We start from the raw sequence: 16,951 nt of genomic DNA, 5'->3' as shown, positions 1-16,951 counted from the left end.
AAGCCCCAGAGGCGCTGCCCGCATAACCCGATTCTCACCGACACAACCGTCAAACCACTTCAGCGACACACCACTAGGCGAGTCTGGCGAGGTCGAGGATGGTTTCGTGTCCGTCGGCGAAGCTGACGATCATCCGGGCCGTTCCGCCGATGGCCTGAAGGTAGGCGTTCAGGGTGGAAAGAAGCAGGTCGTGAGGCTGCTCCATACGGCTGATGGCCGCCTGGGTGACACCCAGGCGGCGGGCGAGCTCGACCTGGGTGAGTTCGGCGGCCTGGCGTAGCGCGGCCAAGCCCATGGCGTAGGTGCGGTCCGCTTCGGCCATGTCTGCGCGGACCTGGGCAACCTGGTCGGCGATGTCGGGCCTCTGGGCGAGCTGACGGATGCGGTCGTTGCCGCGGATGAACCTGACGTCGTCCTCGGTCATCGAGAGCTTCCTTTCTGGCGTAGCCAGGCGTCGACGAGTGCCTCTCCGCGCGCTGCGGCGCCGGCGTAGAACACGTCCCCGATCGTCTTCTTGTCGAAGCCGATCAGCGCGACGACGACATGATCATCGTTGGGGAACCAGCAGATGATCCGGACCGCGACGTCCGGGTCGAACGGGTGGGCGACGCGCCACAGCTCGTGGCGGCGGGCCTGTCGTACCCGTTTGAAGGTCGCGGACTCCTCGGCGGGTCTGACCGGGAGGTCGGTGAGGGCTTGCAGGAGCGCGACCGCGACGGCAAGGAGTCGGCCTCCCCGCTCCTCGGCGCCGGTCAGCCAGCGGTCGAACTCGTCCGTCCAATCGACGATCACTTTCAGATTATGAGCCCGAGTTAATACAACGTCAAACTCATACGGCCAGTATGACCACACCGCCGGCCGACGGGCAAGAGATCGCAGCAGATCCCAGGAGCGAGGACGTCATGCCGGCCGAGACGCCAGCCAGCCGAGTCTCGCCTACCGTCTCGCGGTCACCTGGCAGGAGAAGGGATCGGCCATCCGGCGCCTGGTCCGAGACTGTCCCGCCAAGCCGAGACCATGTCGGGAACGCCCGATTCGACCAGCGTCCTGGCTGCGACACCCGCTGGGAGTCGATCCGCTTGCGGGCAGTCAGGGGAGGGCCGAGCGTCGTACAGAATCCGCCGGGCCAGTTCGGACGGTTGGCTCCGTGGCGGTGAGGCACGTCCCACGTTGGCTATCCGCCTCATCGCCGAACGGCGATGGCACGCTGGTCTGAGCCCTTGCTCACCCGAGCAGCGACGCGAGGGGCCAGCGAGCCCCAAGCCCGACCGCTGGCCCGCAGGGCGAATCCTCGGTCGGAACGTGCGACTCGCCAGGTGACTCTCTCGCTGGCTTGCCAGCAGAACTGGAGACCGGAGTGCTGCCTTTGGAGCAGGCCGAGTCAGTCTCTGGGAACCGTTCCCCGGTCCCATCCGGCATCCTGAACACGGGAAGCGAATCTGACTGAGCGCCTCGAGTATCCAAGCGCTGGTCTGAAGACGGCCGCCTGGCACGTTGACGACTGGAGCGGAGCCGTAGCCGCACCTGCGGCTCTGCAAGATCGGTGGCGGACGACGTGCTCGCCTACGTCAGGAACGCACGGGAAGGCGCGAGTCTGTGAAGAGGTCGGGATATGACGACGTCTGAGGTGGGGGTTCCGACCTACGACCAGCTGTTGTGGCCGTCTGTCAGGGCTTTGCGAAGCCTAAGCGACTCGGGCGCGATCTCCGAGCTCAACGCGAAGGTAATTGAGCTCGAAGGATTCAGCTCCGCCCAGCAGGAGGTGCTCCACGGCGACGGTCCACAGACGCAGATCATCTACAGGCTTGGCTGGGCACGCACCTACCTGAAGCTGATGGGGGTGGCCACCAACAGCTCCCGGGGTGTGTGGACGCTTACCGATCTCGGCCGCAGCGTCACCGCAGCGCAGATCCCAGGGCTTCACCAGACGGCAAGGATCAACGCCGCTTCATCGAGGGCTGCCAAGGCCGTTAAGCGGGTGCGGGCCGGCGTCACGACCAGTCAGCGCGCCGACGCGGGCGAGGCCGAGATCGTTGGTGACGCGTCAAGCAACTGGAAGGAAGTCCTCCTCGATGCACTGCTCGACATGAAGCCGGACGCGTTCGAACGACTTGCGCAGCTACTCCTCCGGGAGGCAGGGTTCTTGGACATCAGCGTCACCGGAAAATCCGGTGACGGTGGCATCGACGGTGTCGGCGTGTACCGGCTGGCGCTGGTCAGCTTCCCGGTCTTCTTCCAGTGCAAGCGGTACAGGAGCAGCGTTGGTGCCCCAGCCGTCCGCGACTTCCGGGGCGCGATGGCTGGCCAAGGCGATAAGGGCCTTCTGATCACGACTGGCACCTTCACGTCGGATGCGAAGAAGGAGGCCACAAAGCCCGGCGCCCCTGTCATCGACCTGATCGACGGCGACACGCTCTGCGATCTCCTCAAAGAATACAAACTCGGCCTCGACGTCGAGATGGTCGAACAGGTCACTGTCAACCCCGGGTTCTTCGCCGACATCTGACCCGATATCAATCGGGCGCCGCGATCAGGACATCGCGCCAAAGTGAGTCTGCTCTGACGGACGTTTCCCTCGCGCGGCCGGCACCATCAACCGGTGCTCGTACTCTGACGAGACGCCCGCCCGTGGCAGCTGTCAGGGATGGCGTCGGAGCAGGTCGGTGACACGTTGGTCGGTCAGCTGGACCGCGGTGCCGGGGGTTCCGACCGCGCAACCGGCGACGAGGACGGCTCGTTCGGCCGCGGTGTCCGGGTCTCGCCCCGCCAGCAGCGAGTGCAGGAATGCCGCGAACAGCGCGTCGCCCGCGCCGGTCGTGTCGACGACCCCGAAGGGAGCGACGGCGGGCACCCGCCGGGCCGGGCGATCCCGGACGGCCAGCAGAGCACCGGCGGCACCGAGTCCGACGACGACGATCCTCGCCGGGAACCGCGCGAGGGCAGCCGCCGCGAAGGGTGCGGGATCGGTTTCGAGGCGTTCGGCGGAGCAGAAGAGGATCTCTGCCGCGTTCAGCCAGGGCTGGCTATAGGCGTCCTCGACCCCAGTCACGGTCTGGACGTCGACAGCGATGGGGACCCTGGCGTCTTTCGCGATCGTGAGTAGTGGCCGGTTGAAACCAACCGTGGAAAGCACCGCGAGACGGGCGCCGCGCAGGAGCCACGCGAACAACTCCGGCGGATAGACAGCGTCCGGTACATCCTTGAGATCGGTGTGGATCTGCCGGGCACCAGCCTTGTCGACGAGGACGGCCGACGTAGGGGTGTGGCCTGTGCCTACTACCCCGTCGCCCAGCAGTCCGAGACGATCCAGCTCCGCGCGGACCAGAGCGCCCGCGGGGTCGGCACCCGCCATCGTGGCCAGCACGACCGAAGACCCCAGCGCCCGCAACGTTCGGGCCACGTTGAGGCCGACCCCGGACGCCTCCACACGCAGCTGGTGCGGCAGATAGCGCACCGGCGAGTACGGGACCGGGAAATCGTCGACCGGGATGGTCTGCTGCACGTTCACGACACCCGCGACGACGACCGGCCCTGTCATGGGAACCAAGTTAGCCCGCAGCATCGATCCGGCCGCGGCCGACGAGCCACTGGTCACCTTCACCAGCCAGCACCGGACGACCTCGGACCGGAAGGCCTATGCCTTCTTGGTGGCCGTGTAGATGTTGTAACGCCACGCCTCCTGGTGCTTCCACATCTCCACACCGCTCATCGCGTTGACGGCCTTCTCCGTCTTGCCCAACCGCCGAGCGAGGGCATAGGGAACGCGGCCGAGGACCGCGAACGCGCGCAGCATCGGCAGCATGCGGACCGTCACGTCCTCCACGGACTCGACCTTGAATGACGCCGATTCGAGCAGGTTTTCGAGGTCGCCGTGGTTGAGGCGGTGCCAGGCCGGCATGGCACCCAGCGCGCACACGGCATCGAACGCCGCCCGCGCGGCCGGCGCCAGCCGCTCTGCAGGCGTCCGCGAGTACTCGAACATCACGAGCCGCCCGCCTGTGCGCAGAACCCGATGGAACTCGGCCAGCACCCGCTCAGGATCGGCGGCGTGTACGAACGTCTCCATCGTGTAAGCCCCGTCGAACGTTCCGTCCTCGAACCGGGAGAGATCGTGGTAGTCCCATTCGACGAACCGGGTGTGGCCAGCGAGTCTGGTTCTCTCGCTTCGGCGCCCGGCCCCATCGAGGTTGAAACCGAGAATGTCTATTCCGGTGACATCCAAGCCGAAGGCGACCGCCAGCGTGCGCGCGACCTCCCCCATGCCGCAGCCGGCATCAAGTACCAGCGAACCGGCGTCCAGACCGAGCCGGTCGCCGAGCTGATGCTCCATCCGGCGCATCGCAGGCGAGAATCGCCATCCGGAGTCCCCGGCCTCGTACCAGCCGAAGTGTTTCGTCCCACGCAGCAGGTACAGGTAACCCAGACGTGACTCCGTGCGGTCGTAGTACCGAAGCACCGCTTCGAGGTTCGTGTCGCCCTCCGGGACCCTGCGCACTATGTCCCGGGAGGCTACCGACTCAGACAGTCCGCCTGACCAGACATCGTGATGACTCCGACAGATGACCGGGTCGCAGTGCGGGCCGTCGGCGCCTACGAGCGGCTACAGCGGGGCGATCACGGTTCGACGGTACAGAGTTGATCCTGGTCAGCGGCGCAGAGCGGGCCGTTCCTGCAACGCGGTAAGGAGCGAGGCGAGCCCGGTGACAATCGCGCCGCCGACCTCGATGGCCCGGCCTGGCTTCACCTGCCACGCGCTGGCGAGGTCCTCGACCGCGCCGCCGGAAGCAGGCCTGGTGAGCCCGAGGCAGATCCCGTCGCGGTCGACCGCGTTGACCACGAACAGGTCACGACGCTCCGGCGAGGTGGCGACGTCGCCCTGCTGGTAGTAGCCGTCGGTCAGGTTCGCGAGCACCGCCTGGCCGGCGGCGGTTGTGCTGTCCACCGACCAGGCGCGGTAGGCGAGGGCGAGGCCATTCAGTCGGTATCGGGGGTCGGGTTCGACGCGGAACATCGCCAGCGGCGCGGGCTTCGAACCGGGCGGTGTGCGGATGGCGCCAAACCGCGTCACCCTCGCCAGCAGGTCGAGCGCATCGGAGGCGGACGGTGCGGAGTCCCACATCTCCGGGTCAGTCGGCGCCGGCGCGTAGGCGGGCGGTCCAGGCGAATCCGCCATCAGGTTGTAGAGAAATCCCAGGAGCGGCCAGGGCTCGGCGAGATCGAGGTCCGTCAGCAGGCCGTCCGCCGCCTGGCCGAGCCGCCCCTGGCCATGATCGGGCCGTTGCGAAACGTCGATCACCATCTGCCCTCCCCCGATGCCGGCGATGCGACTCAAGCCCTACCTGTCGACTTAGGCAGTGTCTAAGCCATCTCCGATGCAGGTGGACCCACTCGAGGTGGTCGGGCTCCCCCGAGGCTGCCTCAACAATCAGCAGGCCCGGTCAAGAGGCGGTTGGCGCCCGTTTCGAGCATTGGTCGCAGGTCGTCGATCAGCGATTCGATGCTCGCGTCGCGGGCGACAGCCCGGGAGATCGCGGAGGCTACGACCGGTTGTGCAACGGCCGTGACGAGGTCGGGCCTCTCCGCTCGCCAGGCGACGCTCTGCGCTCCTCGTCCTGGGCTGCGGTAGTAGTAGTGGGCGGTGGCCAGGAGCCCGGTCACCGCCTCCACGACGCCCTCGGCGGGGCCGACGACGGCGAAGCTGCGCCGGCTGAGCTCGGGATTGCTCACGACCATTGAGGTCGCCGCTCCGGCGTAAGGGTCCCGCCAGCCGTAGTGCAGAACACCGACACCGGTCTGGAGAGCGGCACCCATGCACAGGCAGCAGGGCTCCACATTCGTGTAAAGAGCATGCTGCTGGAACGAGCCGCGGCAGGGCAGCTGCGCGAGTGCGTTGACCTCAGCGTGCGCGATCCGCGTATTCGAAAGCTGGCCGGGCAGCGCGATGTCATCGTGACGGGTGCTGCGCCCCTGCCCGACCACCGAACCGGAACCGTCAAGGACGACCGCGCCGATCGGCAGGCTCCCCGCCCGATAGGCCTCCCAAGCCAACGACATCACCAACGGCCACGGAAACTCCACCACCTCAGGATCGCAGATCCTGTTACTAAAGGTGGTCGGGTCAGTGGCGGTCGGTCTGTCGCCACGCGTAAAGATCGCGCAGAGCGCCGATCTGAGTACCGTGATGACCTACCTCGTTGAGCGCGCCCGCGATGAAATGCGTGGCTGAGTGAGCGGGACCCGGCGGGCCGGCAACGCACACTCCACCCCTTGGCGGCTCCGGGGCATACGTGTACCCAGCAGTCGCCATTTCGAGCTGGTCGTCGTCGGCGCGCTCGATCGCCTCGCGGAGTCCTTGCCAGCCGTCACGCAACGCGGTAACGGCCTCGGCAGCGCTGGTGAAGATCGGATGATGGGAAAGGTACGGGGACGTCCAGCCGCTGGCCATAGTGCGCGTCCCGCCCAAAAAGTCGATGCCACACAGACGATCGGGCAGTGATCCTATGTGCCAGTACAGCCAGGCGATAGTGGTCATCGGGACCGGGGCTGGCTCAGGAATCGCGAAGTCCGCCACCCATTCTCCGTCTCCGAACGGGTTTGGCGTCAAGCACTGGCCTTGCCGGCGAATACTCCAGGTCGCCGTGAATGGCTCCCAGAAGAACTCGTCATCGGTCAGATCTTCCCAGGCGCGGGAGAGGGGTGAAACGCTCGATTGGGTTCATCACCTCGAGCAGCGTGCCGGCTCTTCTCCCGGTCATGAACCACATCGTACTCAGCGCCCTGCTCATGCCTGAGTTCGACCGAGGGCATGCTCGGAGGTGCTGCCGCGCCGAGGACGGGGACGGCCGGCTCAGCCGCGGTCGTGGAGGGTCACCTGGTAGCCGTCTGGGTCGGCGAACGTGAAAGTGCGGCCGAACGGCCCGTCGACAGGCGCTGAGACGATCGTCGCGCCGGCAGCGGCGAGGGCGTCGTGGATGTCCTGCGCGTCGGGGGCGTGCAGCCACAGCGCCATTCCCAGACCCGGCCGCGCGACCGCGTCCAGGTCGACGCCCGCGACGACGTCGCGGACGGCGAACGCGATCGGCTTGGTCTCGAACACGACGGCGTGCGGCGGTGCCGCGGCGGAGCGCTTCAGCCCCAGGTACCGCTCGTAGAAAGCGGCGGAACGCTCCAGGTCGCGCACCTGCAGTGAAACGAAGTCGGGTCCTGTGACGGCCACGATTCTTGCCTCCTCGTCCGATGTCAGTCTTCTGACATACGTCAAGGTATGTCAGACTACTGACATGAGTCAAGGCGGGCCGGGAATCGAGCTGGACACCTCGCTGGGGTACATGCTGAAGGCGGCCGCGAGCGCTCTGCACTCCGCGATGGAGGCCGTCCTGAGGCCGCTCGGCATGACGATCACCCATTACGCCTGCCTGGAGCTGCTCGCCCAGCGGCCGGGACTGTCGAACTCCGAACTCGCCCGCGGAACCTTCGTCACCCGGCAGTCGATGAACGTGCTCCTGCAGGCCCTCGAACGCCAGGGACTCGTCGTCCGCCCAGAACAGGCACCCGTCGGCAGGGCCCGGCCGACGGAGCTGACCGCCCGCGGGCGCCGCCAGCTCAAGGTGGCCAGCGCCGCGGTTCGCCGCGTCGAGCAGGACATGCTGGCCAATCTCGATATCAGCGAGCAAGATCAGATGCGGCGCCTGCTCACCGCATGCATCGCCTCTCTGACCGAACCGCCCGCATCGGCGACGTAACCGCTCCGGAATTCCCGACTTTGCCGTGCCCCTGCTCGGCGCTGGGCCGGCGTACCCGAGTCCGGGCGCCAGCCAAGGTCATCCTCGGGCTCGGAGTCCGTTCAGGAGGAGGGCGAGCAGGCGGTCGGCTTGGGCCGAGCTGTCGGGGCTGTCCTGGGCGGCCCAGGCGATGGCGCCTGTCAGCTTCATCAGGTCGGCGGCGTCCGCGTCGGCGACGACCGCACCGCAGCGCCGCGCCCGTGCGAGCAGCTCCGCCCCGACCTCGAACAGCTGCGCATGCCAGGTCGCGACCAGGCCGTGCTCGCGGTCGAGCGCCGAGTTCATCACCGCGGCCGAGAGTCCCCGGTAGGTCAGGGCGTGCAGGAGCGTGGCCCGCAGCCAGGTCGACAGCGCGTCCAGCTCGTCCTCGGCGCTCAGCAGTCCCCGACCGAGGGCGACCAGCTCGGCTATCTGCTCAGCGAGCACCGCCTCGACCAGGTCCAGCCGGGTGGGGAAATGCCGGTAGAGCGTTCCACTGGCCACCCCGGCGCGGCGGGCGATCTCGTCCAGCGAGGCATCCACGCCGAACTCGGCGAACGCGCGCCGCGCCTGCTCGACCAGCTGGTCGTAGTTGCGCTGGGCGTCCGCGCGCCTCGGCCGCACAGCTCTCGGCCGCCCAGCCCGCGGCCGGGAGTCGTCGCCTGCCAACGTCATCCTCACACCCTTGCTAACCGGGGACACAGTCCGCTACGGTCTCCGCTAACCGGACCATGCCTCACCTTACTGGCGCGGAGATTCCCGCACCCTGGAGGACATCCCGATGACGCTGTCGGAACAGGACCGAACCGACATCCACGACCTGATCAACCTGCACGGCCACCTCACCGACGCCGGCCGGCTGGACCAGGCCGGTGAGCTGTTCACGGAGGACGTCATCTACGACGTGGAGGACCTCGGCTACGGCTCGCTCCATGGGCCCGCGGCCATCCGCGAGGCCGCGCTCGCGGCGGGCGACGCCAACCCGGTCGGCCACCACGTCACCAACATCGTGATCACGCCGACTGGCGATCTCTCCGCGCGAGTCCAGTCCAAGGGAATCGGCATCACGGCGGGCGGCACGGCCGGAAGCGTCGTCTACGACGACATCGTCACCCGCCAGCCCGACGGCTGGAGGATCAGCCACCGCAAGGTGACCGCCAGGCGCACGCCTCTGAACGGGACCGCCGGGCGCACGGCTCCCGATGGGCAGGAACGTGGCCCGCGCACGGTTCTGGAACTCCTACGCCAGGCCGCCGTCAACCAGTCGGTCGAGGAGATGAGCGGCCTGTACGCCCTGGACGCCGTCCACGAGTTCCCGTTCACCGCACCTGGCGTACCGTCGCGCCTCGAAGGCCGGGACGCGATCGTGAGCTGGATCGCCGACGGGTGGAAGGCCAACCTGTTGAAGTACGAGCGCTATCGCAGCCTCGCCGTCCACGACACCAGCGACCCGGCGACGATCGTCGCCGAACAGGAAGCCGTCGGTACCAGCACAGCCACCGGCGAGTTCACCCTCCCCAACGTCATCGTGCTCACCGTGCAGAACGGGAAGATCACCCACCTGCGGGACTACGTGAACGTCCTGGCGGCGATGGCTGTCATGGGAAAGAACCCGTAGCGAGGCCCGCGGCGATTGCGCTGGTCAGCCGGCTGCACCCTTCCTGAACCAGTTGAACCGCCACATGTGTCACGCCGCTCGGGGACAATGTGAAGGAGTCGCGCCGCAGGAGCGTCCGCCCGTCAGAACGGCGACCACCATGCCGCACGACAGAGGCGATTGATCGGCCCTGATCCGTCAATCTTCGTCGACAGGAGCGAGCACGCGGGCATGAGCAAGCTGACGGTCACGCCGTGGCGGAGGTTTGGGCATGATCGGCTCTATGTCAATCTCCCGGATGGGAAGAGCGCCGCCTGGCTTGACCTGCAGACCAATCAGGTCAGCATTCTGCTCGACGTCGATCGGGACGCGGTACTCGACGCGCTCTCCCTCTACCTGGAGCAACGGCCGCCATCACCAGCTCGGCCGTCCCCGCCGCTGGCGCTGAATCCGGTCCCTCCACCGGTTCCTCCGCCCGGGCCGGCAGGCGCATCGTCGCCCGTCCCGACGCCAGATCTCCCGCAGGCAGCCCCGTCGACGCCGGAACTGCCGGACTTTCCAGCGCGAGCACCTCTGGTGGGATGGGTCCCGCAGCTCCCGGCGGCAGACGTGCTGCCGGCGACTTTCCAGCCCGGGCCGCCGCCCGCGGAGGCGTCCGATCCTGTCGGAACGCTCGCCCCGGGGGCTGACCTTTCGGCCGATCTCAATCCTGTGGACGATCTCGCGCGCAACCCGCCCGGAGCAGCACTTCGCACGAAGATCGAGGAGCTGACGCCAGGCTTCTGGCAGTCCTTGCGCAACTGGCTGCGCGGTCGGCCAGCGGAGGACCTCGAAAGTTGGCGTAAGGGTCTGGCTGGCGAGGAGACAGCGGCGAACGAGCTGGAACGGCTTTCCTCGCGGGGATGGCGGGTGCTGCATTCGATACCGCGCGCCGAAGAGGTCGACATCGACCACCTGCTCATCGGACCCGGCGGCGTCTTCACGGTCAACACCAAGTACCACCCCGGCGCCAACATCTGGGTTGGCGACCGAGTGGTGAAAGTCAGAGGCCAATCCACGGAGTACGTGCCACGAGCGTGGGGCGAGGCCAGGACGGTCTCAACGATACTGAGCCAGGCCTGCGGATTCACGGTGCGGGCCGAGCCGGTACTGGCATTCGTCGCCGTGAGAAGCCTGGTCGTGGCGCCCCCTCGCGACAACGTTCCGTCCAGGCGGGTCCGCGCGATCAGATCCGCTGAGTTCATCACCTTCACCGGCCTTCCAGAGGTGTGGTCGCCGACGCACGTGGAGCGGATCTACACCGCGGCGCGAGACCGCCGCAACTGGTCGCAGGCCGGACTGGCTGGCGGGTAGCCCGCGCCGCCGACTGGTCCCGGAAGCCGCGGCCGTCGGGCTCCGTCCTGGACTCGGCGGATGCCGGGCGTTGTGCGCGCGAGGAGCACGTCTAATACGCGGTCGGCTGAGCGAGGAGGTCGCGCACGCTCCGGGGTTCGTGGCCGACGAGTGTCCCGAGCAACGGGTCTACTCCGGCGAAGAAGCCTCCGTGGGCGGCCTCGTACATGCCGAGCGTGAAACGCGCAAGAAACTCTTTCTGCCCTGCGGCGATCTGGGTGGTAACCCACTCTTCCTGATCCATCACCGCGAATCCGATCTTGCGGCCGGTCAGCTCGGACACGATCGCGGCGATGTCCTCGAACGTCGGCGCAGCGCCTGCGGTCAGGGTCGTCGGGCCGTTGTAGGCGCCGTCCGAGGCGAGGATGACGGCCGCGGCCTCGGCGGCGTCTTCGCGAGCGGTCCACGACACCGGTCCGTCGGCCGGCACGGTGATGGTTCCGGTCTCCCGCCATGGGCCCATCAGCCAGTTAAGGCTGTGTGCATAGAAGCCGTTCCGTAGCGAGGTCCAGGCGATCCCGGACGCGGCGAGCAGTTGCTCGGTCGCGGCGTGATCGCGGCCCGGACCGAACGGGGAGTCAGGCGCCGCTCCCTGGTGGCTCGTGTAGAGGATGCGGCCGACTCCCGCGATGACCGCCGCGTCGATGGCCGTGCGGTGGAGGCTCACCGCGTTGGCGCCCGGGTCGCTCGACGACACCAGAAGCAGCTGGTCGGCACCTTCGAACGCGCTGGGCAGGGAGTCCGGGTCGGCATAGTCGCCGCGCCGCACGGCTACGCCGCGATCCGCGAAGCGCTGGGCCTTGGCCGCGTCGCGGACGGCGACAACAACCTCTTCCGCGGGAACTCGCTCCAGGAGGTGGTCCACGGTCGCACCGTTGAGGGCACCCGTCGCTCCGGTAATGACGATCATGATTGATCCTCCGTGCTATCGATGGAATCAGATTGACCGTATCAACGGAAACATCTTGATAGCAAGCCTGAGTTATCATCGGAAACATGATCGATGCGACCAGCAACCGGAGCGAGGTACGGTCCAAGATCGTCGATGTCGCCGCTCGGCTGCTCCGGGAACAGGGGCCAGGCGCGGTCACCACGCGTGGCGTCGCGGAGGCAGCCGGCGTGCAGGCGCCGACGATCTACCGCCTCTTCGGCGACAAGGACGGTCTGCTGGATGCCGTCGCCGAACACGTGATGGCCACCTACGTATCGGCCAAGGCCGCGATCGTCGCCGCTGAGCCGGCAGATGACGTCGACCCGTTCGACGACCTGCGTGCCGGGTGGCAGACGTACATCGACTTCGGCCTCGCCAACCCGACGCTCTACACACTTCTGAGCGACCCCGACCGCGCGCTGCGCTCGCCCGCGGCGCAGTCGGGCAAGCGGGTTCTGGAGTCACGGGTTCACCGCGTCGCGCTGAGCGGGCGCCTGCGGGTCAGCGAACCGCGCGCGGTTGATCTCATCCACGCGGCCGGCACGGGCGCTGTACTGACGCTGCTGTCAACACCGCCCGAGCAACGCGATCCCACCTTGGCGGACGATCTGTTCGACGCCGTCCTTCATCGCATCGCCACCGACAGTCCCGAACTTCCCGAGAGCGGCGCCGCGGCCTCGGCAGTCGCCCTGCGCGCCATCACGCCCCGACTCGACATGCTCAGCGGCGCCGAACGCCAACTCCTGGCCGAATGGCTCGACCGCGCCATCGACGCGCTTTAGCCGGATCCGCTCGCGAGTCCCACGACCGCCGTTGCCGAAACGGGTCGGGTCGGTGAGCATGTCCGGATGACTGATCGGAGAGGGCTGCCGTCGACCAGATCGGCGCCGCAACGGGAACTTTCTGACGGTCGCGCTCACGTCGCCCACGATCGCCCCAAGACGCAGCAGGTCTCTCGGCGCCGCCGGGCAGCCGCCTGCGGCTCGCTCGCCTGCTTCGCCGGGGCGGTAGCGGTGGTATTGGTCCGGTTGGCCGACCGGCCGATCGCCCTGCCAGTGGCGATCGTCGCCCTGTCGGTGGCGACGGCGGCGGGCTGGACGGCGTTCGTCGGACGGGGGCTCGGGCGGGCCATAGCGGCTGCCGTCGCCATCGCGGCCTTTGGTGGACTGCTCGCTTTCGCCGGCGCGGTCGGCGTCCTGAGCACGCTTGTCACGGTGGGGCTGCTGGCCGCGTCGCAGGGCGGCGCGCGGGCTGCCTTCGGACGTCATCGGCCGAAGGGGGCCATCGTCCGACCGGCCAGCCACGGCGTTCTGCTGATGAATCCCCGGTCCGGCGGGGGCGCGGCAGACGAGCATGACCTCGTCAACGAGGCGGCTGCGCGTGGCGTCAGGGTCGTCGTCCTCACGCCTGACGCCGACCTGCGCGCGCTGGCCGAGGAAGCAGCCGACGACGGGGCCGATGTCCTCGGCATGGCCGGTGGGGACGGGTCGCTGGGTCTCGTCGCCGACGTGGTCCGCCGGCGCGGCCTGGCCTTCGTCTGCGTTCCGGCCGGGACGCGCAACCACTTCGCCCTCGATCTGGGCCTTGACCGGGCCGACGTAGCCAGAGCGCTGGACGCGTTCGAGGCGGCGGTCGAACGGCGCGTCGACCTCGGCCAGGTCGGTGAGCGGGTCTTCGTCAACAACGTCTCGCTTGGGGCGTACGCGGAGATCATCCAGGCCGACAGCTACCGGGACGCCAAGGTGGGTACGGCGGCGGCCAAGCTTCCCGAGCTCCTCGGCCCTGATCGCGCCCCGTCGGACCTGCGCTTCCTCGGCCCGGACGGTCGCGTCCAGTCAAATGCGGACGTTCTGTTGGTCTCGAACAACTCCTACCACCTGCACAGCCTCGGTGGCCTCGGCATCCGCTCCCGGCTCGACAGCGGTCGGCTCGGTCTCGTGGCCCTGAGCGTCGGCGGTGCCCGTGACCTCGCTGCCCTCCTCGCACTTGAGCCGGTAGGTGCCATCGATCGGTTCCGAGGCTTTCAGCGCTGGGAGAGTCCGACGTTTCGGGTCGATTCCACCCAGCCGGTCAGCGTCGGGGTGGACGGCGAGGCACTCAGCCTCACGCCGCCGCTGCTGTTCCGGTCCCTTCCCGGCGCTCTGCGGGTGCGAGTACCGCTGCACGCGCCCGGAGTGCGGGTGCTGCGGCCGGGAGTACGGGGCACGGTCCGCGGGCTGATCCGCGTCGCCGCCGGAAAGCAGGGCGCGTAGGCCGCGAGGTCACAGCGGCGGTAGTGGACCCGCGCTTACGGGGTCGGGCTCCAGTCGAGGTCGTGCCGGGCGTAAGTCGAACGTTCGTAGGTGTCGAAACGGTCTCCGTTCCACTGCCGGGTCTCGACGGTGAGCTGGTCACCGCCGGCCTCGATCAGGTTGTAGCTGTTCGGCTCGCCCCGCAGCCGGTTCGACAGCGTCGTGCCGGACTGCGCCACGACCAGGCCGTCGGCCACCCCGCTGTAAGCGAGGTGAAGATGGCCACCGAGCAGCAGATCCGCCCGTCGACGCAGCTGCCGAAGCGCGCGGTCGGACCTGCCGACCAGGCCGCGGCCGCCAGCCCGCGGTTCGAGCAGGAACGGGTGATGCGCGACGAGCACCCGCAGATCGCCCCGCGGCGCCTCCTCGAACACCTGGAGCGCCGCCGCGACCTGTCGATCGTTGACCCGGCCCCGCGACCAGTCGACGTGCAGGCTCGACCGGCGGGCGGTGTTGAGCCCGACCACGGTCAGCCCATCGCCGCTGTGGGAGGTCACGTCGGCCGGGTCGGCACCGAACTGTCGTCGCCACGGGTGCCACGGCCGGGCGATCCGCGTCCAGATCGGCCAGACGGGCAGGTCATGGTTACCGGGCACGACCAGCGCCGGAGCCGGAAGTCTGTCGAGAAAGGTGCGAGCCGCCTGGAACTCCGTGTCCCGCGCCCGTTGGGTCAGGTCGCCGCACACCGCGACCAGTGTGGCGTCGAGGTCGCGCAGATCGGCCAGGAGGTTCTCCGCGACCGCGTCGGCGGTGCGGCCGAAATGCAGATCGGAGATCTGCGCGATCCGTACGGTCACCAGCAGCCCCTCCCCCGCCTCTAGCTCTACGTTGCGCCGGCGACACCGGATACGTCCGCAGCGTGCCCAGACCAGGATCGGCGACGGCTGGCACTGCCGCGCCGCATTCCCTTGGTGCCTCCGTATGGGAGATTTACGCGCGAAGCGGGCGCTGTCGGCGGGCAGCCACGGTCCGGGGCGGGTCCTTCGCCGCTTCGAGCGGCCGGCAGCTTCAGCTGTGGCCGGCGCAGTTGTCGCAGAGGGTCTTGATCCAGGCACGGTCGCGGGGCTCGCCTGGATTGCCGCAGGCCTCACAGGTTCTGGCTGACTCCTGCTCGGCGGCGTGGACGAAGGCGCGAACCGCGTCGTCCTCGACTTTGTAGCGGGCCGACTGATCGGGGTCGGGCCAGTCGGCGTTTCCCAGGTTCAGGTGGCGCAGCATGCCGGTGTAGAGCTGGATGCGCAGGGTGCCGTACTTCTCCTTGACCTGCTGGACGCTGTAGGTGGGGCTCACGGCGAGTAGCTGCTCGTGCAGGCGGGTCAGGAGGGGATGCCAGCCGCGGCCGACGAAGTCGAGGTGATCGGGAATCTGCTCGGGCACGCGCTCATGATCGGGTACATCTCCGGCACGTGTCATCCCCACGGCCGCAGTCTCGGCCCTCGGGGATGTTGGCCGACGGCGGTATTCCCGACTGCCAGAGAGGCTGGACATCCATGGTGACGCCCTAGACACTGTTGACTGAGACAGTCTGGGGAGGCACATCCGCTTCGAACGCAGGGGGAACGGTGGGCGCAGAACCTCGGCCGCTGGATTCCCGACTCCCGGAAGCCCCGGCCGAGCACCAGCTGTACCGGACTGCGATGGCCTGCGCGCAACCGATGGCCGGCTTCTACCACCAGAACATGCGGGTCCAGACGCCAGACGGTCCCGTCGTGGTGAGGGTTCCGATCGTCGCCGCCGACCGGATGGACCTGGTGATCTGGCCCGAGCACGGAATCCTGCGGGCCATCCAGGCCTACGTCAGGCACGTGCCGCGGCTGCGCAACGTCAGCGACGAGCCGGCCTACCAACTGGTCGACTGGATCGATGGCAACCTGCTCGACGACTTCGCGCCGGACGGCTTCCAGGCCCCCGAGCACGTGATCAGGGACCTCGGCCAGTTGTTCGCACAACTCGGCCAGGTGCCACTGGAGCAACTGCCGCCGCTGCCATCCGGCTGGCCCGCCGACGGTGCCACCGACGCCTTCGCGCATCAGCTCTCCGAAATCACGACCGGTGTGCACGCCCGGTTCGCCAGCGAGTTCGGTGACCTGTTCGACGCGCTCGGTTTTCCAGCCGATCCGATCGAGCCGGTCCTCGAACGATGGTCAGTGCTCTCCCCCAGACCGTTCCGGCTGCTCCACACGGATCTCCACCGCAAGAACATGATCGTCGACGGGCGGACGACCTACTTCCTCGACTGGGAACTCGCGCTCTGGGGCGACCCCGTCTATGACCTGGCCGGCCACCTCCACAAGATGGCCTACCAACCCGACGAAGAAGAAGCCGCCCGCGCCGCCTGGCTCGCAGCCATGCCCGCTGACGCCACGGTCGAATGGCGGGCTGACCTCGCGATCTACCTGGCGCACGAACAAGTGAAGTCAGCCATCGTCGACTCCGTCCGCTACGCGAAGCTGACCGCCGCCGACGCCGAACCTCCGGACGCTGACGCCGCGCTCATCGACAAACTCACTGCCAAAGTCCGGGCGGCCCACGCCGTCTGGAAAACCGGCCGCGCTCCCGACCGCACCACCATCGAGGGATGCGTCCGAAACAGGTGAGCGGGATCAGGCGGTCAGGTTTGGTCGCTCTGCCCGGAAACGAACGACCAGCGCGTCATGCTCCACACGCTGCGCCCGGAGTGCGGCCCCGACCGGCTCCATGGCCCGGTAGAGGTCGGTCCGAAAGTGCGCAACCTCGGTCTCCGCGATCTCGGTGCGGTGAATCGCGGCCTCGGCCTCACGCTGCCTTGGTCACGACCGGCGTCTGCGACAACACGTCGGACATCGGCGATCTGCGCGCGACGGACGGCGTCCGTCGCGCGGTCGTCGACCCCTACCGCCGCCGCGTCGACTCCGCCGCCTGCACGGCGGCGCCCGCGGCATGGTGGCGAATCTGACCGGCGTCGGCGCGGGTGCGTTCAAGCTCGGCCTGCATCCTGGTC

The 16,951-nt window shown here is 68.3% G+C and carries 21 protein-coding genes; 9 read left to right on the top strand and 12 right to left on the bottom strand.

Annotation, left to right across the window (positions count from 1 at the left end):
* Nucleotides 1-73: 73 nt before the first annotated feature.
* Together I6A60_RS06285 and I6A60_RS06280 are read right to left on the bottom strand one after the other, a co-directional pair.
* Complete coding sequence (locus I6A60_RS06285; protein WP_203013870.1) at nucleotides 74-424, bottom strand: helix-turn-helix domain-containing protein; 351 nt, start codon at nucleotides 422-424, stop codon at nucleotides 74-76.
* Nucleotides 421-792, bottom strand: a complete 372-nt coding sequence (locus I6A60_RS06280) for a hypothetical protein (RefSeq protein ID WP_203013867.1) — start codon at nucleotides 790-792, stop codon at nucleotides 421-423. Before I6A60_RS06280 ends, I6A60_RS06285 begins: the two co-directional genes overlap by 4 nt.
* A gap of 820 nt (nucleotides 793-1,612) precedes the next feature.
* Here I6A60_RS06280 and I6A60_RS06275 point away from each other — a divergent pair.
* Entirely contained in the window at nucleotides 1,613-2,506 is an 894-nt protein-coding gene (locus I6A60_RS06275) for a restriction endonuclease (protein ID WP_203013863.1), read from the top strand.
* A 132-nt stretch (nucleotides 2,507-2,638) separates the two neighbouring features.
* On the opposite strand, the gene I6A60_RS06270 is transcribed toward I6A60_RS06275, so the two are convergent.
* Nucleotides 2,639-3,538 (bottom strand): carbohydrate kinase family protein, encoded by a 900-nt coding sequence (locus I6A60_RS06270; RefSeq protein ID WP_238434867.1) that lies wholly within the window; start codon nucleotides 3,536-3,538, stop codon nucleotides 2,639-2,641.
* Here I6A60_RS06270 and I6A60_RS42690 point away from each other — a divergent pair.
* Nucleotides 3,537-3,659, top strand: coding sequence for a hypothetical protein (locus I6A60_RS42690; RefSeq protein ID WP_255544979.1), 123 nt, complete (start codon nucleotides 3,537-3,539; stop codon nucleotides 3,657-3,659). The genes I6A60_RS06270 and I6A60_RS42690 overlap by 2 nt on opposite strands.
* Here the strand turns inward: I6A60_RS42690 and I6A60_RS06265 are convergent.
* The 5 genes from I6A60_RS06265 to I6A60_RS06245 form a co-directional block, all read right to left on the bottom strand.
* Nucleotides 3,635-4,495: a class I SAM-dependent methyltransferase gene (locus tag I6A60_RS06265; protein WP_203013859.1), complete on the bottom strand. Its 861-nt coding sequence runs from the start codon at nucleotides 4,493-4,495 to the stop codon at nucleotides 3,635-3,637. The genes I6A60_RS42690 and I6A60_RS06265 overlap by 25 nt on opposite strands.
* 150 nt (nucleotides 4,496-4,645) lie before the next feature.
* Complete coding sequence (locus I6A60_RS06260) at nucleotides 4,646-5,299, bottom strand: hypothetical protein (protein ID WP_203013856.1); 654 nt, start codon at nucleotides 5,297-5,299, stop codon at nucleotides 4,646-4,648.
* 119 nt (nucleotides 5,300-5,418) lie between these two features.
* Entirely contained in the window at nucleotides 5,419-6,078 is a 660-nt protein-coding gene (locus I6A60_RS06255) for a nucleoside deaminase (protein WP_203055573.1), read from the bottom strand.
* A 40-nt stretch (nucleotides 6,079-6,118) separates the two neighbouring features.
* On the bottom strand, nucleotides 6,119-6,673 hold the full coding sequence (locus I6A60_RS06250; RefSeq protein WP_238434885.1) for a DinB family protein: 555 nt from the start codon (nucleotides 6,671-6,673) through the stop codon (nucleotides 6,119-6,121).
* A 174-nt stretch (nucleotides 6,674-6,847) separates the two neighbouring features.
* Nucleotides 6,848-7,216 carry a VOC family protein gene (locus I6A60_RS06245; RefSeq protein WP_013423304.1) on the bottom strand — a complete coding sequence of 123 codons (369 nt, stop codon included), beginning with the start codon at nucleotides 7,214-7,216 and terminating at the stop codon, nucleotides 6,848-6,850.
* 64 nt (nucleotides 7,217-7,280) lie between these two features.
* Between I6A60_RS06245 and I6A60_RS06240 the strand changes: the two genes are divergently transcribed.
* Nucleotides 7,281-7,742: a MarR family winged helix-turn-helix transcriptional regulator gene (locus I6A60_RS06240; protein WP_203055572.1), complete on the top strand. Its 462-nt coding sequence runs from the start codon at nucleotides 7,281-7,283 to the stop codon at nucleotides 7,740-7,742.
* 78 nt (nucleotides 7,743-7,820) lie between these two features.
* Here the strand turns inward: I6A60_RS06240 and I6A60_RS06235 are convergent, their stop codons facing one another.
* On the bottom strand, nucleotides 7,821-8,435 hold the full coding sequence (locus I6A60_RS06235; protein WP_203013847.1) for a TetR/AcrR family transcriptional regulator: 615 nt from the start codon (nucleotides 8,433-8,435) through the stop codon (nucleotides 7,821-7,823).
* Nucleotides 8,436-8,541: 106 nt separating this feature from the next.
* On the opposite strand from I6A60_RS06235, the gene I6A60_RS41320 reads away from it, so the two are divergent.
* Nucleotides 8,542-9,378 carry a nuclear transport factor 2 family protein gene (locus I6A60_RS41320; RefSeq protein ID WP_238434865.1) on the top strand — a complete coding sequence of 279 codons (837 nt, stop codon included), beginning with the start codon at nucleotides 8,542-8,544 and terminating at the stop codon, nucleotides 9,376-9,378.
* Between the two features lie 210 nt (nucleotides 9,379-9,588).
* A complete protein-coding gene (locus tag I6A60_RS06220; protein ID WP_203013844.1) occupies nucleotides 9,589-10,710 on the top strand; it encodes an NERD domain-containing protein in 1,122 nt (373 codons plus the stop codon).
* 91 nt (nucleotides 10,711-10,801) lie between these two features.
* Here I6A60_RS06220 and I6A60_RS06215 read toward each other — a convergent pair whose 3' ends face one another.
* Nucleotides 10,802-11,659, bottom strand: coding sequence for an NAD(P)H-binding protein (locus I6A60_RS06215; RefSeq protein ID WP_203013841.1), 858 nt, complete (start codon nucleotides 11,657-11,659; stop codon nucleotides 10,802-10,804).
* An 86-nt stretch (nucleotides 11,660-11,745) separates the two neighbouring features.
* Here I6A60_RS06215 and I6A60_RS06210 point away from each other — a divergent pair, with 86 nt between their 5' ends.
* Entirely contained in the window at nucleotides 11,746-12,462 is a 717-nt protein-coding gene (locus tag I6A60_RS06210; protein ID WP_203013816.1) for a TetR/AcrR family transcriptional regulator, read from the top strand.
* 273 nt (nucleotides 12,463-12,735) lie between these two features.
* Nucleotides 12,736-13,932 carry a diacylglycerol kinase family protein gene (locus I6A60_RS06205; RefSeq protein ID WP_307873547.1) on the top strand — a complete coding sequence of 399 codons (1,197 nt, stop codon included), beginning with the start codon at nucleotides 12,736-12,738 and terminating at the stop codon, nucleotides 13,930-13,932.
* A gap of 35 nt (nucleotides 13,933-13,967) precedes the next feature.
* Here the strand turns inward: I6A60_RS06205 and I6A60_RS06200 are convergent, their stop codons facing one another.
* Both I6A60_RS06200 and I6A60_RS06195 read right to left on the bottom strand, forming a co-directional pair.
* Nucleotides 13,968-14,768 carry a metallophosphoesterase gene (locus tag I6A60_RS06200; RefSeq protein ID WP_203013804.1) on the bottom strand — a complete coding sequence of 267 codons (801 nt, stop codon included), beginning with the start codon at nucleotides 14,766-14,768 and terminating at the stop codon, nucleotides 13,968-13,970.
* Between the two features lie 211 nt (nucleotides 14,769-14,979).
* The gene (locus tag I6A60_RS06195) at nucleotides 14,980-15,348 is read right to left on the bottom strand and encodes a TraR/DksA family transcriptional regulator (protein WP_203013801.1); all 369 of its coding nucleotides are present in this window, start codon (nucleotides 15,346-15,348) and stop codon (nucleotides 14,980-14,982) included.
* A gap of 260 nt (nucleotides 15,349-15,608) precedes the next feature.
* On the opposite strand from I6A60_RS06195, the gene I6A60_RS06190 reads away from it, so the two are divergent.
* Together I6A60_RS06190 and I6A60_RS06185 are read left to right on the top strand one after the other, a co-directional pair.
* Complete coding sequence (locus I6A60_RS06190; RefSeq protein WP_203013798.1) at nucleotides 15,609-16,568, top strand: phosphotransferase family protein; 960 nt, start codon at nucleotides 15,609-15,611, stop codon at nucleotides 16,566-16,568.
* Nucleotides 16,569-16,756: 188 nt separating this feature from the next.
* Nucleotides 16,757-16,906, top strand: coding sequence for a hypothetical protein (locus I6A60_RS06185; RefSeq protein ID WP_203013796.1), 150 nt, complete (start codon nucleotides 16,757-16,759; stop codon nucleotides 16,904-16,906).
* Nucleotides 16,907-16,951: the final 45 nt, after the last annotated feature.

It is taken from the genome of Frankia sp. AgB1.9, assembly GCF_016786355.1.
GTDB lineage: Bacteria > Actinomycetota > Actinomycetes > Frankiales > Frankiaceae > Pseudofrankia.
This window is presented reverse-complemented; position numbering and strand designations above follow the sequence as displayed.

What these genes read in the sequence shown, in the direction of transcription:
- I6A60_RS06285 (WP_203013870.1), bottom strand. Translation starts at nt 424, where the DNA reads ATGACCGAGGACGACGTCAGGTTCATCCGCGGCAACGACCGCATCCGT.
- I6A60_RS06275 (WP_203013863.1), top strand. Translation starts at nt 1,613, where the DNA reads ATGACGACGTCTGAGGTGGGGGTTCCGACCTACGACCAGCTGTTGTGG.
- I6A60_RS42690 (WP_255544979.1), top strand. Translation starts at nt 3,537, where the DNA reads ATGGGAACCAAGTTAGCCCGCAGCATCGATCCGGCCGCGGCCGACGAG.
- I6A60_RS06270 (WP_238434867.1), bottom strand. Translation starts at nt 3,538, where the DNA reads ATGACAGGGCCGGTCGTCGTCGCGGGTGTCGTGAACGTGCAGCAGACC.
- I6A60_RS06260 (WP_203013856.1), bottom strand. Translation starts at nt 5,299, where the DNA reads ATGGTGATCGACGTTTCGCAACGGCCCGATCATGGCCAGGGGCGGCTC.
- I6A60_RS06240 (WP_203055572.1), top strand. Translation starts at nt 7,281, where the DNA reads ATGAGTCAAGGCGGGCCGGGAATCGAGCTGGACACCTCGCTGGGGTAC.
- I6A60_RS06235 (WP_203013847.1), bottom strand. Translation starts at nt 8,435, where the DNA reads ATGACGTTGGCAGGCGACGACTCCCGGCCGCGGGCTGGGCGGCCGAGA.
- I6A60_RS41320 (WP_238434865.1), top strand. Translation starts at nt 8,542, where the DNA reads ATGACGCTGTCGGAACAGGACCGAACCGACATCCACGACCTGATCAAC.
- I6A60_RS06220 (WP_203013844.1), top strand. Translation starts at nt 9,589, where the DNA reads ATGAGCAAGCTGACGGTCACGCCGTGGCGGAGGTTTGGGCATGATCGG.
- I6A60_RS06215 (WP_203013841.1), bottom strand. Translation starts at nt 11,659, where the DNA reads ATGATCGTCATTACCGGAGCGACGGGTGCCCTCAACGGTGCGACCGTG.
- I6A60_RS06210 (WP_203013816.1), top strand. Translation starts at nt 11,746, where the DNA reads ATGATCGATGCGACCAGCAACCGGAGCGAGGTACGGTCCAAGATCGTC.
- I6A60_RS06190 (WP_203013798.1), top strand. Translation starts at nt 15,609, where the DNA reads ATGGCCTGCGCGCAACCGATGGCCGGCTTCTACCACCAGAACATGCGG.